Genomic DNA, 16,766 nt, shown 5'->3' with positions numbered 1-16,766 from the left:
ACCACTAAAGACATTTCTAAGCTGCCTACTCGGCAGTGAACGCCGGGTTTGCGCTGCAGCGGAATGTGCACTTTTTCTAAGCTGCCTACTCGGCAGTGAACCTTTTATCCACGTTTTCCCCTCATCTTCTAAGTTTCTAAGCTGCCTACTCGGCAGTGAACTTTGCTTTACGTGCAACAAAATCTAATGCTCTTTTTCTAAGCTGCCTACTCGGCAGTGAACAGTGACGACCCAAATGCACCAGATAAATTACATTTCTAAGCTGCCTACTCGGCAGTGAACTATCTACCGATAATAATGACTTACCTGTTCTATTTCTAAGCTGCCTACTCGGCAGTGAACTTCCTGAAATTGAAGCTAGTTATCATCAATTATTTCTAAGCTGCCTACTCGGCAGTGAACTTTGTTTTGCGTTATCACCTGTTTGACCATTGTTTCTAAGCTGCCTACTCGGCAGTGAACCAAAGCCGATCAGTTCAGTGGTATCAATAGATTTTCTAAGCTGCCTACTCGGCAGTGAACATGTTCTTTAAAGATATAGGGGCGCCACAAACTTTCTAAGCTGCCTACTCGGCAGTGAACCTCACAAGCTTTAAACATAACTATGATCTTATTTTCTAAGCTGCCTACTCGGCAGTGAACTCTTGTGGATCTGGTTCGTTAACTGAAATATTTTTCTAAGCTGCCTACTCGGCAGTGAACCTAAGTTAGAACCATTAGCTGAAACTTGATAATTTCTAAGCTGCCTACTCGGCAGTGAACACACCATTCGAGTTGTTACAGAAAAATGGAATTTTCTAAGCTGCCTACTCGGCAGTGAACCAAAGAATGATGATCTAGCTGAGACATGTAATTTTCTAAGCTGCCTACTCGGCAGTGAACGCAGAAAGCAAAATAAAAAATTGAATGATATGTTTCTAAGCTGCCTACTCGGCAGTGAACGAAAACATTACAAGCGTAAAGCTTACGTTAAATTTCTAAGCTGCCTACTCGGCAGTGAACATCACATGAAAGATTTCTACTTATCGTACAAATTTCTAAGCTGCCTACTCGGCAGTGAACTCGATTAAGACAACAGGCAGATTCGATATTTTTTTCTAAGCTGCCTACTCGGCAGTGAACTAAACAGCCGTTATAGTCAAGCTTTCTAATCTTTTCTAAGCTGCCTACTCGGCAGTGAACCCAAGTTCAAAAAATGCTCAATCACATCACTTTTTCTAAGCTGCCTACTCGGCAGTGAACTGCGCAAAAACTCTTCATCTGAACCCTTGTAATTTCTAAGCTGCCTACTCGGCAGTGAACACTTGTTGAACAAAAGCTGAATGAGAAAAAATTTTCTAAGCTGCCTACTCGGCAGTGAACATGGATCTGTAGCAGTAAGGCAAACATGGGGTTTTCTAAGCTGCCTACTCGGCAGTGAACTGTCAGCAATATTTTTCATTATTGATCTATCATTTCTAAGCTGCCTACTCGGCAGTGAACCATCATTTATAAGACCTATCGTTATCTTTATCTTTCTAAGCTGCCTACTCGGCAGTGAACAATGCGTTTCTGACCTTCAAGAATCTCACCAATTTCTAAGCTGCCTACTCGGCAGTGAACCAAGAGCGCAAGGCTATGTCGTCTAACGAACTTTTCTAAGCTGCCTACTCGGCAGTGAACTGTAGGATTCATAATCCGTTGATCGTGATAAATTTCTAAGCTGCCTACTCGGCAGTGAACGTCTTTATGAATCATTAGGCTTTGAATTGACATTTCTAAGCTGCCTACTCGGCAGTGAACAATGTGTAGTGATTTCACCATGTGGCGAAATTTTTCTAAGCTGCCTACTCGGCAGTGAACAATTGGAAGTTTCTTTAGTGATAGCTTTAATATTTCTAAGCTGCCTACTCGGCAGTGAACTACGAGAATTATATTACGTGGGGCAATGAAGAATTTCTAAGCTGCCTACTCGGCAGTGAACATCCTTTTGAATCTGTACCAACTCATTACACATTTCTAAGCTGCCTACTCGGCAGTGAACTAGCTTAGTTCCCACTCCATATTTAGCCTCGTTTTCTAAGCTGCCTACTCGGCAGTGAACAACTCATTTAATCCAATTCGTGATTTTATTCATTTCTAAGCTGCCTACTCGGCAGTGAACAATTAGATGCTGCACTAGGTCATATCGCTAATTTTCTAAGCTGCCTACTCGGCAGTGAACTATAATTTTAAAACAAAAAATAAAGTTATAACAGTGAGTTAAAACTAAAAACCTATAAAAGACCAAAGTTTCAACCCACAATCATAACTTATTGATTTTATTAAACTGTTAAAGAGTGAAAAAATATTGGGTTAAAACTCAGGTACTGTAGACACGGAACTTAATCCATATGTACTAAAAACCTGAGCTTCAGATTTTTCAGTGATTTTCTTTTCTATAAATAGCTTAAAACGCTTTTTATCTTGTTCATCCGATGTACTTAAACTTAGCATCTGTACATAAGGCAAATCAGTTGTTGTCACTACTTGAAGATAACGGCTCAATGCTTCTTCAAAGCCGATATCTCCTCTTTTCACTCGATGGCGAGCCAAACGTTCAGCGTTGGTTTTAATTTGCTTACGTTTATAAACAGCATAACCAGTAATTTTACTTTCAGGCACTTCTTTCATAGAACTGATATGTACATAATCAACCAAACGCTCAAGCCATTTTGATATATCAAGCTTTTTTAATTCATCGTCAGATTCAGCAAAAAGGCGAAGTTTTTCACCTAAAAAGCCAATACCTTTTTGTTGATTAAAACGATATTCTGGAAATGAAATACCAACATTTACTTTATTATTGGCATCTTTGATTTCAACAAATGCGATATGCAGCTGGACATAGATACGTGACCATAACTCAAAAGGTGAAAAGTCATCATTTTTCATTAAAGTCACTTCAATATAACGTTTCATTTAAATGACCTCATCGGATATTTGTAACATAGGCAAGCCCTTTTTTACCGAGATAAAATGAAGATACGCCTGCATTTTCAATTTTTTCTTCTAAATCTCTAGCTTGCTCTTTAGAAATATTTAGGTTGATTGTCAGTTTTCCACTTGCTTTGTGAAGAAGTTGTTTAACTTCCCCCTCACCTTTTACGAACTTGGAATTGATATAAGGATTTCCCCAAACTATTTTTTGTTGCCCAGTCGTGAATCTCTCCATTAAATTTTTGGGTGTAAAACCATTATGAGAAATGCCTGTCAATCCACCTCTCGACGCTCTAATAGCAGTTGTATCATGCTGTTCAGTCAATTTATCTAGTTTTAAATATAAAGCTGAACAATATAATGGAAGTACACCAACTTTATTAGCTGACTCTTTTAATGCAAAGTTTGGATAACGGCTAGATAAAATTTCTGCTACTTGATTTATTTCGTCAGTAACAGCAACTTTAATTTTTTTTACCTCTTCTAATCTTTGCAAAATAATTAATGGTTCTAGAATAGGGTCTATTTTCGATTCAATATTTTTATCTTGAATAAATTGAAATAATTCATCTAAATTCATCCACAATACGCTCCAAAACTCTTTTGCATAATTCACACTAAGCCAAGGATCACTTAACTTAATCATCCCTGTAAAAGAATTCTGATCTGTACTTCCAGAAATATTTCTTAAATAAACGACTTCCTGACTTAGTATGAATTCATCATGGATATCACTATCCTGTAAAACTTCTTCAATACTTTTAAAATAATAATCATCACGACTTCTTGCATCATATAATTTCCGCTGATCTCCAATGAGCCTATTCAATATCCCCATCACGGTACTTTTAGTGATACTTCTAGACTTATAGTTCTCTACTTTTTTATCATTCAATGCAGTCATAGAACCAATAAAGTTTCTTTTAACAGTATTATCCTCTCCATCCAAAAATGAATTACGCCAAGAGGATTCATATTCAATAATGATTTGCATAAAATCACCTCATCATTGTGCTTCAAAATAGACAGCATAATCACTTTGAGGTTCAGGATTCGCTTGATCAGGGCGACGTTTGATACGCATCATTAGATGGATCTAAACTCTTAATAAATTGTTGAACTTTTTCAGCAATTTTTTCCCCCTCACCTTCTTTAATAATCATTGATGCGCGATCAAATTTTTTATCTAAAGAAATAAATTGAAGTTGCTCAATGCTAATTGAACCATATGCTTCGTATTGAGTATCACCAAAAGTTGTTTTGGAGAAAATTGAATTTTCACCACGCTTATACGATTTAGTGCCATCAACTTGTATAATTTCTTCACTTGAACTTGCATTAGATAATTGTTCAAAATTTCCATTACCTAATTTGTCAATGAAATCAGTAATCAATAAAGGGCTTGTACGCTTACATTGGCTAGATGGCACAACATACCCGCGTATCAATCCAGTAATTGATGCTACAACATCAATTAAATTTTTATCTTTTGCATAATGTAAATCATAAGATTGATCACGGAAAAGATGATGACGAATGCAGTTTTGACTGATATACAATGGGGTTTCATCAAAATTTATATCAGAAGCTTCTTTACGATATTTATAGCCTGTTTCTTCTTTAATCTTCCCAGATAAATTACTGAACCCACGTAATTTAGGTAAAGTATGGTTATCTACGGTCTTTCCATCATTACCTGTTAATGATATAGGTCCGTTCCAATTGACTACACCATAACCATAAGCAGTGATTTTAAAATCTACACTTTTTACACCAGTTACTTTAGTCATGTTATTTTCCCTCTTGTTGTGTTGTTAAAAAGTTCAGTTTATCTAATGAAATTGAGCCGATTGGCTGTTTGTCACTTATTGCATAATAAATAGCTTCAGGATGTCGAACACCTGTCCCACCGATCTTGTTTAAATCATCTTCGATATAACTTAAATACAGTGGGTAATCTGCATCCCTTGCATAATTTTCCAATATAGCACATTTTACTTGTTGTTTTTTATCAGGAATTCTTTTCACTTGATGAGTTACATCAACATTACCATGCTTTTGCGCAATATAATTAATTAGTCCTAAATCTCTGATAATATTTAAAGATTCAGTTAAATTATCATATTCAGTTGTATCATCCAAAGGCGGTTGGTAGGCATATTCATTTTCAAAAAGGGGATGATTCAAATCATTTAAATTCAATACAGCCAACTGCACAAAACGACTATCACCACGTAATGAGTTTTTGCTGATTTTAGGTTTTCTTTCAGTGGTTTTTATCTTTACAACCTTGGTTGGCTCTGTAACTTTCTTATTAATTAAATCAATACTTTTCTTTAAAGCTTTATTCATATCTTGTACTACAGCTGACTTTTCCTTCATTTGATTTTGTTGTGCATAAAACTCTCTATACAGTGAATATAACTCAGCAATCTTAAAAACTTTTCCATTTAAACGATCTTGTAAAAAGTCATACCATGCTTTTGTCATTTGCAAGCTATTCAATTGATTTAAAAAAAATGCTGATGAACTTTTACAACTACCATTTTTCACATTGTCAGTAATTGCCACTTGCAATACATTCACATCATGATTTTCCCCAAAACGATCTAAACGCCCTAAACGCTGTAACATATTTTCAGGTGAAGTCATTTCGCTCAACATATGTTTACTTGTGATATTTAAAGAAGCCTGAACAATCGGACCACTCCTTAAAACAGCATATTTAGTTGTTCCATTCTTCTTAAAAGAATCAAAAACTTCTTCAAACCATTTTTTTTTATCACTACGCTTGTATTTGGAATGAAAAAGCACACTATTTTCATAGTCTTTTTGATAAATAAAGCCAAGTTGTGCTGTTTGAGCTGTATTTGAAATGATAAAAGTTTGATCGTCATACTTTTGATAAAAGGGATTTCCCTCAATCACAGACTCATCATATTCAATAAACTCAATTTGGTACTGACTGTTATTAAAAGATGACATTTCAATCACATCATCTTTATGCACACCTAAGATTTGTTCCAAATAATAGTAGTGTGGTGTAGCAGAAACCAATAAGGTATTTTTTTCATAGCATTTACGCATATTTTTATTTGCAATGAGTTCAGCAAATAAAATATTAAAAATTTCCATACCAATGTATTCATGATATTCATCAAATACTACATGAGCATCCATAAACGGTAATAAGCTATTTACATTGCTATGCGTCACAATTGACCCTAAAATTTGATCAATTGTCGTGACTACAACATCCCCTGAAAATGGTTCAGGCTCATTTTTAATTTTTCCATTCTCATGCAAATACTTAAATTCACCTGTCAAAATTTCCACTATTGCATCAGGTAGATAATCCTGTGTCAGCTCGTCAAAAATTCCTTGACAGACTTGAACTCGCGGGCAAACCCAAATAATTTTTTTAGCTTGTTTTAGTTTTGCCCATTCCAAGGCAATTTTAGTTTTTCCACAACCAGCTGGCCCCGCAAGTACAGCTATATCACTTAAATCTGCAAGCTGTTCAGCAATTTCATTCTGCTTTTGCGTTCTCTCACTATTAGGAAATTTATGAGCAACATTTTTTAAATGCTCATCTAAATTTGATAAAATTTCCTGATCATCCAATAACTCATCTAAACGCTTTTCTGCAATATAATCCATTAAATCTTGTGCAGTTTGTTTAGAAACCAAACGATCTGCGCTAATGACACAAGCACGTAATAAATTATGCTGTGCATTAAGCTGAATTTTCCCACTTAAAATTTCTGTAGAATCAGTATTTGTGTATGATTTAAAATCTGGAAAATTTCTACTCTTAAATTGATATTCAAAATTTTCAATAAGCACTGCTAAATTTTCACTATTCCAAGGAAAATGTTGCTCAAGCAAATCTATTGATTGGAAATGCTTAGCAACTCCATTCATCCGTTTAATTAAATTGGTACTATTTTCAATCAGAGTAGAAAACTTTTCGGCATTAATATTCTTAATCAAATATTCATAAGCTTTATAAATACCTGAAAAATCATCATTTTGACGATATGGTTTAGCATGATGCCAATACAGAACATGCTGTAGACTTTCTTTTTGTCGATTATTTAAGTTCTTACATTGCTGTTCCAAAAAATTAAAAATTAATAATGAAACTTCATTATGACGAGGATGCTTATCAAAGCTAAATTTGCCTTTTTCAATATGTTGCCCATCTTCCATATCATCAGGTAATTTTACCTTTCTCACCCACTCTTGAAAATGTGGATCTAATTTACCGATGTCATGTAGACACCCTGCCAGAAAAGCCACTTTAGATAAATTTTCATACTCTTTATTCTCAACAACTTTTTTAAATAATTGTTGTGCTAAATACCCTATCGCAAAAGAATGCTCAGCTAGTGGCTGTAAATGTGTATTTGCATAAAACTCATCTTTCTTTGCTTTCATTGTCAGGACATCCATAAATACTTCTTTTTGTGTACTATTCACAGGCACTATACCTTCACTATTAAACTTATTTCTATTCCCAACAATCCACAGTAACTCACTTCGGCGTCGCCCTCGAATCCAATGGCAAGACACCGCTGTATTTTTTGTGACTGTTTTTCTAAGTAGCTTTTTAACAGCAATTAAACCATCTTCAGTAATCACCGTTTGCCAAGTGTTATCACCAATTCGGTCGGCAAATGCATCCAATATACGACGCGTTCGAGGCAAAGCCTTCTTTTCGCATTGAGAAATAAAGGTTACGATCATAATGCTTCATCCTTTTGATCATGATTTTTGCAAGCTTGCAACTTCACCTGATCAAACATCCAATCAAGACATTTATGCTGTGTAAATTTCTGTAACAGCAATGCTCTAAAGTCTTGCTCCTTTAACCCGTCTTTGGCACAAATAAATGCCCACGGCAACACCACCGCATCCTTAATTAAATCAGCTATATCAAAAACCAAAGCACCACGCCGAGTTTTACCATGCATAACTGCAAATGAATGACTGACGCCTAAGACCCAAAGTGTAGTTGCAGCCAAACCATAGGCTAAATAATTACCATGATTGAGGAAATCATTGGCTAAATCACCATATTCAGCATTTCGTTCAAATTTGAGTTTACAACGTGTTGCCGCGATTTTATAAAGCTGCTTGGTGGTTTGAGCTTCTGCCAGAAGTAAATCGCCAACTTTGGTCATATTGGGAATCTTCTTTTCAAAACCACTTAAAGCCTGTTGAATATCCTGATCATCTAAATAGAATCCTTCTGCTTGTAAGTCCCGATCTTTTGCCCAAACTTTACGAATATATTCAACCCTCGCAACTTGAAATTGTTTGGCCACATCTAAACGCTTCTTTTCATCAAACCAAAAGCTCATCCAGCCTTGCATATATTCAGTTGGACGATATTCACTTTGTGGTGTTAACCACTCCACTTCACTGCCTGAAAATAAAGGTGTACCTCCACCGCCACAAAAACCGACCAAAACACCTGCGCTACAGAGCATCCGCATTGCAGCCTGAGTAATCGACGTTCCAGTTCCCAACAAAATCACAGTTGTATTGGCAATCGGAATATTCCAGTACTGGTTTTCATTTTTTGCTTCGGTTAAATATAAAACACGGCCATCTTTTTGCATCACCCGTGCATGTTCTAAATAATATAGGTTGGCTCTTTTCGAATGAAGAATTGCTTTTAAATCTGATGGGTTAAGTTGTTCCATATTATTAGTAGTCATAAAGTTTTTATAAGACCAATTTAGTTGAAACATTCTAAATTTCCAATCTTTTTTAATTTCAAACGACACTTTACGTCGCCTTATAAATACAATAAAAATTGTTCATGTTGCTATAAATCTAGCTCAGCTATTCAGTGTAATACTAAATGTTAATTTTAATATCTCATCCAAACATGCATATTGACATTTTTAAGACGATTTTACCTTTAATGACATCACCTCCATACAGTGTTAATATATAAGTATTTTAAAATTAAGCGGTTTTAGCATTCGATATTTAAAGATTAGCTCAATACCTATCTCATAAAATTCTTGAATATTTTTTCGATTATATAAATAACTTTAAAATCCAATTAATCTAGAACTTAAAAAAGGTTTTCACAACATAAAGCTCCCATTTAAAATAATTAAAAATATTGCATCTCCTATAATATTTCAGAAATTACTAGGCATAATTCTAAATAATAAAAATCAAAACACCTATAAAAATATTTTCAAGAATCAACTGAAAATCATTACTAAAATTTAAATTAAAAAAATTAAAAAAATTAAAAAAATTAAAAAAATTAAAAATCAAGATAATAAAGAATTTTCATAAATAGACTCTATTTTATTTAACTATAAGTCTTATAGTTACTTAAATACCAGCCAAAAAAATCATTAAATTTCATGAAGAAAATTTGTGAAAACATAGCACTTAGCATGCGAATAAAAAACTTACAACTGATAACTGATAACTGATAACTGATAAAGATATAAACTCCATTAATTTAAAATTTAATAATTTACTCCTAATAACATCACATAAAATTATTCATTTTTTGCACTTAAAATAAATTTTATTCCTCAAGCCTCAGCAAGATAAGCGAACCTAATTTAGTAAAATAATTATAGAGAAAATTATTTTCCACTACATCCAAATAAAAATTAATTTCTCTACTTACCTATTCGTAAATCCATATAAGATCATGCTGACAATCTTTAGTACAATTCTGCATGAAATCACTCAACTCATAATCAATTTATTTTCTCAAAATTCGTATAAAATTTTTACGTGATATATGGTTATTTACTGTATAAAAAATGAGAGTTTCCCCATCACTTTATGAAAAATATTTCGTAGACTATCATCATATACATCAATTTTAATTAGTAGAGTTTTTTATAAATCGTAGGTTGATGAAAAATTTCCCTTTCCAAATTAGTGTGTATTATTTATCATCAACTTTATAACATTTCAAAGTTAAGCATTTAATTAAGTACGCAATAAATACAAAATAAATACTTAATTTCTATAAAATCATACCTTTAAACCAAGCTATTGATAGTTTTTTTATTTTTTTAATCAACATTGATCTCGTTGCATAAAAAATATTTCACTCCATGAAAAAAGACCAACTTTTAATTAAATAAAAAAGCATGATAATTATTTTAAAAATATTAAATTAAAAAATTATCCATAAAATTTTAAAGACTCCCCCAAAGCTATTAATTAAAAACTCAAACCGACCATAAAAATTAATTTAAAATAAAAAGAGAGACAGCGGTATTTATTAAAGAAGGTGAAATCTAAATTTATTTTAAAATATTTATTGAGATTATTCTTGATTATTATTTAAATCACATACAATTAAAATCCAAAACAAATCCAATCTAATCTAATCTAGAGAAAATAATAAAAATAATAGATAAGTTAAATTCTCATTTTTCAAAATAAACAATTAACCTTAAATACAAAAATTAAATACCTTTAGATATTTTACATATACGTTTTCCTTCTAATTGTACATCGCTTAAAATGAAGAACAGCCATTTTGATTAAAGATGTCCGCTCTTTAATTAAATCCAAAGTTTAAAAGTATTTTGTTAAATATTTTTTTCTTAGGTTTCTTTACGGTATTGACGTAAAGTACGTCCAGTATGCTTTTTAAAAAAACGACACATGTAGGAAGTATCATTAAAATGCATTTGGTCAGCAATCGCTTGAATAGAGAGAGAACTCATTTTAAGTCGCTCTTTAAGCTTAAGAATCACCTGCCGATCTATGAGTGTTTTAGGACTATCATTAAAAAACTGCTGACATAATTGCGATAGGTAATAAGGACTAATATTTAAGGCTTGCGCATAGAACATAACCTCTCTTTCAACTTGACTGTGTATTGCGATCATTTCCCAAAAGTTCCAACATAGTTTTTCTTTTCTTGTGTACTCGTTCTTAGATAAAGTCTTTTTGTGATTTATGAGTTCAGATAGCGCCAGAAAAAAATTTTGCAAGTGATTGCATAATAATATTCGCTGATGCTGTTGTGTAGAATTTATAATAAAATCAGTTTGAGATATCCACATTTTGATTAAACTTGCCTGTTCGGCAGTGGGAGAAAAATGCGGCATTTGATTAAGATATGCAAATAAAGCGTTTGGTAAAAGCGAGGCAACTTCAGCAGCAAAATCGCGATTAAATATACAATAATTGCAAGAAAAATCAGCAGATTGATTTTTTATAAGGGTTAATGAATCTTCTGCAAGAACCAGAATATCTCCTGCTTGCAGATGGTAATTTTGAAACTGAATGCTCAGATCTGCATGACCTTCTTTGACAAAAATAAGTGAACAATACGCTAACAATAAAGGTTGATTTAAAGAATCACTTAAATTACTTGTCCTCCATAGATAATCTTTTACATTTTGATGAAGAAAATTTAGATCACTTTGCATTTTGAATAAAATTTATTAAATATCTGCCTAATTATAATGATTTTGTTTTGAAAAGTACCGAAATTGCCAAAATTTGGGAATAGTAATAAGCGCCTAAAATATCTATATTTTCTTTTTGAAATTTGATGAATTTTATAAGCGACTTTACAATATGATTTTGACAACTGAACGGTTAATTTTACGACCTTGGCAAGAAAGTGATGCAGAAAGTTTATATGAATATGCAAAAGATGAACGCGTTGGGCCAATTGCGGGCTGGCCGGTACATGAAAGTCAGGCACAAAGTTTAGAGTATATTCAGACAGTTTTTGCACATGATGAAGTCTATGCGCTTGCAAAAAAACATGACAATCGAGCCATTGGTATGGTTGGTCTACTGATTGGGCAAGACAGTAATTTCGATATTGCAGATAATGAAGCAGAAGTGGCTTACTGGATTGGTGTTCCCTTTTGGGGAAATGGTTTTATACCTGAGGCTGTTAAGGCAGTCATGCAACATGCCTATGAAGATTTGCAATTACAAGCTCTATGGTGTGGTTACTTTGCAGATAATGAACAGTCACATAAAGCACAAGCAAAATGTGGCTTTAAGCATCATCATACTGAAACAGATAAATATAATCAGTTTCTAGCAGATTACCGTACAGAGCATATCAGCTATTTATCGCGTGAAGATTGGATCAAATTGCCTACGCATTACAAAGCAAGCAAATAGATGGATTAGAGTCAATTGAAGTTCGCCAACATCAGAGATATTAATAAATAAATTAACATCATTATCCAAGCTTAACTTTATTGTTCTCTCTGATGTTGCTGTTTAATCAAATTATTTTTGAATAAATTTAAAGTAAGGGGCTAGGTTAGCCCCTTACTTTAGTAATTCAAATTCACGACAATTAATGCCAAAGCTGCAGGAATCGCTTGTATATAAATAATTTTCTTACTTGCAGTCATACCGCCATAAATCCCAGCAACCAACACACAGCCTAAAAAGAAATTCGCCAGTGATAATGCATAAATTGCAGGTGCACATAAAGACCAAAATAAACCAGCAGCTAAAAACCCATTATATAAACCTTGATTTTGTGCCATGACTTTGGTGAGCTGTGCTTTTTCAGGCGTATTCCCAAATGCTTTTAAACCGTATTGTTTGTCCCATAAGAACATCTCTAAAACTAAAATATACACATGTAACAGTGCAATTAAGGCAATTAAAATTTGTCCAATCATCGTTTTTTCCTTATTTTTAAAATTGGTCATAGATCAGTCTTACAACTGATCTACCTCAAATATATTTATGGTTTTAATAATACTTTGCCTTGGCGTGCACCTTGAGTGGCTTTGGCTGCCGCATTTTGAATCTGATCAAAACTAAAGATACCTTCAACGGGCAACACCAATTTTTTCTGAGCAGCTAAAGTCAACAATTCTACAATTAACTCTTTTTTGCGTTCAGCAGACAATTGCTTATTGACCACACTCGCCCAGAAGCCTTTTACTGTGGCTTGTTTGAAAATAAGATCACCTGATGAAATTTGCATCAGTTCGCCCGTCATACTGCCAAATGAAACCAATACACTATTTTCACTGAGTAAAGCCAACATTTCACCACTGGCTTTACCGCCAATTGAATCTACCCCAGCAATTAAAGGTTGATCTGCGTGTATCGCTTTTACTTGATCTTTCCAATCCGCTTGATCAGTCGCCACTACATTTTGAATACCTAAACCATTCATTTCTGCAACTGCATCACTACGGCGAACTAAATGAATGACTTTTTGACCGCGAGCGTGCGCAATCATCGCAACAGTTTTACCCACAGCGCCATTGGCTGTGTTTTGGATAAGCCACTGATCTTGTTTTAAATCAATAAAATCTAACAACATCAGTGCACTAATCGGCATACCAATCAATTGTGCAGCGGTTTCATCATCTATTGCATCAATTAAAGGAACCACACTATGGGCAGGTGCAATAAAGTATTCTGCCCAACTGCCATGGACCGCAGCCACTGCAACACGTTGCCCAACAGATACAGCATCGACACCCTCACCAACAGCATCAATCACACCAACGGCTTCACTCCCCCCAATCGCAGGAAGTGTTGGCTTATAGCCATAACTGCCTCTCACCGTCCAAACATCATGGTTATGCATCGGAGATAAAATCATTTTAATACGAACTTCGCCTGCTTTAGGCTCTGGCTTTGGCATTTCTGCTGATGCTAATACGTCGACAGGTTCGCCAAAAATATGATGAATAATACTTTTCATTTGTTGTTCCTATATAGGTTTTAGTAATTGCTGTGTGGTTTCTAAAGCCAGATAAAGTGGCTGTTTGTTCTGTGCAAGTTTCGCCAATAAAGCTGCGCCTAACCAGAGTTGATACATGGTTTGTGCCATTTTCTCAGGCTCAATATGTTGTGGAATTGAGCCATCCTGTTGTCCGTCACTAAGTAAATTTGCAATGCGTTCTGTCAGCTTGGTTACACCAAAATTTAAAATCTGACGCATATCTTCCGATAAATCTGAAACCTCAGCTGCAAGTTTTACAATTAGGCAATTCTCAGCCCAACCACCATCGTTATGGCATGGATCATCAATCCATGCTTGCCAAAGTGCAACTAAACGCGCATAAGCACTCCGCTCTTCTTGTAGAATTAATTGATCGATTTTCACTTTATAATCAGCAAGGTATTGCTGTAAAAGCGCACAACCAAATGCTTCTTTGGAAGAAAAGTAATAATAGAACGAGCCTTTGGGTACACCGCAAGTCGTTAAAATTTCCTGTAAGCCGACGCCGACAAAACCTTTATGTAATACCAACTTAAAACTAGTATTTAAGATATGTTGTCGAGTCGCTTCACTTTTATCTGATTGTTTCATACACACACTATAAGTTAATAATAGACCAGTCGTCTATAAATTTATAAAAAATTTAATTAAGAAAATTTGTTGAGGTTTTGAGTGTATTTTAAGGTGTCAATTGGATTGTTATTTTAGTGAATGGCTGAAAATATCAGCCATCCTTCGATTGATTTAAAACTTTGCGCGTAAGGTGAGCGTTGCATTTCGAGGATTACCAAAACGAATAGTTCCATCACTATAAATTTGTGAATAATATTCTTTGTCAAAAATATTATTGATATTCAATGCAATATTCACTTTATCACTTAATGGATAACTCGCCACCAAGTTAGCAATCGTATATCCAGGCTGACGATAAGGATGTTCGCTATAACGACCCACTTTCCAAGTACTTTGATAATTTGCACCGCCGCCTAGGATTAAATTATTTGCAAACTTATAGGTCGCAAATAAACGTGCAATATGTTCAGGCGTATCCTCATTAAAAACCAAACCTTGATTTGTAGGGTCGTTTGCATATTCCGTAGTATTGTATGTATAGCCGAAACTTAAGTTAAGATTGGGGATAATTTCACCACGAATCTCAGTTTCAATCCCTTTACTGATCACCTCACCCGATGCAACATTACAATAAGCCTCACCACCATTAAACGGACACTGACCTTTCGAACTTTCATCTCGTATTGACCGATTTATTTGATTGGTTTTAAATCCAGCAACTGATGCAATTAAACGATCATCCCAAAGACCTGCTTTCAAACCAATTTCATAAACATTACCTTGTACTGGATCAAGTAATGTCTCATAACGATCTTTAGCATTTTGAACAACAAAAGTATCGGTATAACTCGCATATGCAGTCAATGCATCATTGATATCGTAAGTAAGCCCAAAGTAGGGTGTTAAAATATTAGATTTCTTATATTCGTTTACACTTTCATAATTGCTTTGGCGCACACCTGCAATAACTTTGAGAGGATCAATAATATTTAAGCGAGTGGTGAGATAGAATCCTGTCTGACGTACCTGATCAACACTGGTATTTTGATAACGTGGCGCGATATAAGGTAATTGATAAGGACTGTAATTTTTGATATTGACGTACAAATAGTCACGCGTCGGTGTTTCCCCCCCACCAACCAAACTATAATCTTCTAGAACTTGGTCCCAACTTGTCCATGCCCCTGTAATATTACTTTTGCTGTGATTTGCGCCAAATACTAGGTCATGCTCACGGCCAAATAATCGATATGTACCTTTTGCAAAAAAATCATAAATATCTAATTTTTGCTCATAGTTATATCCGTACTTATAAACAGTTGCCAAAGCATTATCTGCACTTGTCGTAGTTGAAGATAATCCCAGTGATGTAAATGCCATATCCATGACATATCTTGCCTTCAAATAGCTGGCTTTTACTTCCCACCCATTATCAAATTTATGGCTAATATCTAAGAAGCCTTGTGTATTGGTTTTATCCCAAAAATCTCTGTAATCACAACCACAGTTAGAATTATCGATGCCTATTTTAGTACCATTAAAATAGTTAGGAATTGTATTGACGGGAACTGCATGTTCACCTTGACGTGAATATCCAATATTCAATAGCGTATTTTCAGTTAAATCACTGCTCACGATTCCATATAAAACATTAGAATCACGAGTAACAGATTTCATAAATGAATCACCATCTTGACCTGCCACCACTAGACGACCACGCACGCTCCCAGATTGATTCAATGGACCAGAAACATCCATTTCTCCACGTACTGTGTTCCATGAGCCATAACTTACAGCACCACTTGCTTGAAAAGTTTCTGTTGGTTTTTTACGAATAAGATTAATTGCACCAGACGGTTCTCCTGAACCTTGCATTAACCCTGCTGCCCCTCGTAATACTTCAATACTTTCAATGGTTGCCATATCTGGTTTAGATGAGGTGACATTACTTGCATTTACAGCAACCCCATCATATTGCAATATATTTGAATTCCAACCATCTCCAACATTAAACCCTCGAATTGAAAAGTTGGTTCTCTCCGTATTATCCCCTGTTAGCAAAATCCCTGTTGTATTTAATAATGCATCACCCAAATTTGTCGCACCCATATCTTCGATTTGTTTGCGTGTAATCACTGAAACAGATTGTGGGGTTTCTTTTATACTCAAATCGAGTTTAGTAGATGTACTGGCATTCTTTTTAGTGTAGTTATTTTCTGTATTATTTTCTGCTGTGACAACGATCATGGGTAAAGCATTTGTTTGTTCTGTTGTTGCTTCCGTCGCAGCATAACTTGTCCCAATCCAACAACTATAAAGTGCAAGATAAATAGCACTTTTAGCAAAGATCCGATTTTGAGAAATCCATCTACCCATGAAATAAAACTCTTAATCTAAATAAAAATCATTATCGTTATATTTCACATAAAAACAACATATATCTCTATATTCCTCCATTATTTTCTACTTAAAATTCGTTTTGTTAGACAAAGATATAAAA

At 34.5% G+C, this 16,766-nt stretch carries 11 protein-coding genes and 1 CRISPR repeat array (1 of these 12 only partly in view); of the genes, 1 reads left to right on the top strand and 10 read right to left on the bottom strand.

All coding sequences use genetic code 11. From position 1 onward, the window contains the following. Positions 1–2,203: a CRISPR direct-repeat array (repeat unit 28 nt; unit sequence TTTCTAAGCTGCCTACTCGGCAGTGAAC); it reaches 1,729 nt to the left of the window's first position. A 131-nt stretch (positions 2,204–2,334) separates the two neighbouring features. The 6 genes from cas6f to AC4CUY_RS04830 form a co-directional block, all read right to left on the bottom strand. Beyond that, positions 2,335–2,940 carry a type I-F CRISPR-associated endoribonuclease Cas6/Csy4 gene (gene cas6f / locus AC4CUY_RS04855; protein WP_490773741.1) on the bottom strand — a complete coding sequence of 202 codons (606 nt, stop codon included), beginning with the start codon at positions 2,938–2,940 and terminating at the stop codon, positions 2,335–2,337. 10 nt (positions 2,941–2,950) lie between these two features. After that, positions 2,951–3,952: a type I-Fv CRISPR-associated protein Cas5fv gene (cas5fv, locus tag AC4CUY_RS04850; protein ID WP_490773740.1), complete on the bottom strand. Its 1,002-nt coding sequence runs from the start codon at positions 3,950–3,952 to the stop codon at positions 2,951–2,953. 67 nt (positions 3,953–4,019) lie between these two features. Further along, complete coding sequence (gene cas7fv / locus AC4CUY_RS04845) at positions 4,020–4,748, bottom strand: type I-Fv CRISPR-associated protein Cas7fv (RefSeq protein WP_490773739.1); 729 nt, start codon at positions 4,746–4,748, stop codon at positions 4,020–4,022. Between the two features lies 1 nt (position 4,749). Next, positions 4,750–7,707, bottom strand: coding sequence for a CRISPR-associated endonuclease Cas3'' (locus tag AC4CUY_RS04840; RefSeq protein ID WP_490773738.1), 2,958 nt, complete (start codon positions 7,705–7,707; stop codon positions 4,750–4,752). Beyond that, a complete protein-coding gene (cas1f, locus tag AC4CUY_RS04835) occupies positions 7,704–8,669 on the bottom strand; it encodes a type I-F CRISPR-associated endonuclease Cas1f (RefSeq protein ID WP_490774656.1) in 966 nt (321 codons plus the stop codon). Before cas1f ends, AC4CUY_RS04840 begins: the two co-directional genes overlap by 4 nt. A gap of 1,896 nt (positions 8,670–10,565) precedes the next feature. Further along, a complete protein-coding gene (locus tag AC4CUY_RS04830; protein WP_490773737.1) occupies positions 10,566–11,399 on the bottom strand; it encodes a helix-turn-helix domain-containing protein in 834 nt (277 codons plus the stop codon). Between the two features lie 151 nt (positions 11,400–11,550). Here AC4CUY_RS04830 and AC4CUY_RS04825 point away from each other — a divergent pair, with 151 nt between their 5' ends. Next, positions 11,551–12,114, top strand: a complete 564-nt coding sequence (locus AC4CUY_RS04825; protein ID WP_490773736.1) for a GNAT family N-acetyltransferase — start codon at positions 11,551–11,553, stop codon at positions 12,112–12,114. Between the two features lie 158 nt (positions 12,115–12,272). Here AC4CUY_RS04825 and AC4CUY_RS04820 read toward each other — a convergent pair whose 3' ends face one another. From AC4CUY_RS04820 to AC4CUY_RS04805, 4 genes are all read right to left on the bottom strand, one after another. Next, positions 12,273–12,629: a DUF1304 domain-containing protein gene (locus tag AC4CUY_RS04820; RefSeq protein ID WP_336952653.1), complete on the bottom strand. Its 357-nt coding sequence runs from the start codon at positions 12,627–12,629 to the stop codon at positions 12,273–12,275. A 65-nt stretch (positions 12,630–12,694) separates the two neighbouring features. Next, positions 12,695–13,672, bottom strand: coding sequence for a zinc-binding dehydrogenase (locus AC4CUY_RS04815; protein ID WP_336952654.1), 978 nt, complete (start codon positions 13,670–13,672; stop codon positions 12,695–12,697). A 9-nt stretch (positions 13,673–13,681) separates the two neighbouring features. After that, positions 13,682–14,284 carry a TetR/AcrR family transcriptional regulator gene (locus AC4CUY_RS04810; protein ID WP_490773735.1) on the bottom strand — a complete coding sequence of 201 codons (603 nt, stop codon included), beginning with the start codon at positions 14,282–14,284 and terminating at the stop codon, positions 13,682–13,684. 153 nt (positions 14,285–14,437) lie between these two features. Continuing rightward, the gene (locus tag AC4CUY_RS04805) at positions 14,438–16,642 is read right to left on the bottom strand and encodes a TonB-dependent siderophore receptor (protein ID WP_490773734.1); all 2,205 of its coding nucleotides are present in this window, start codon (positions 16,640–16,642) and stop codon (positions 14,438–14,440) included. Positions 16,643–16,766: the final 124 nt, after the last annotated feature.

Source organism: Acinetobacter sp. 778_lipA, from assembly GCF_058242985.1.
This window is presented reverse-complemented; position numbering and strand designations above follow the sequence as displayed.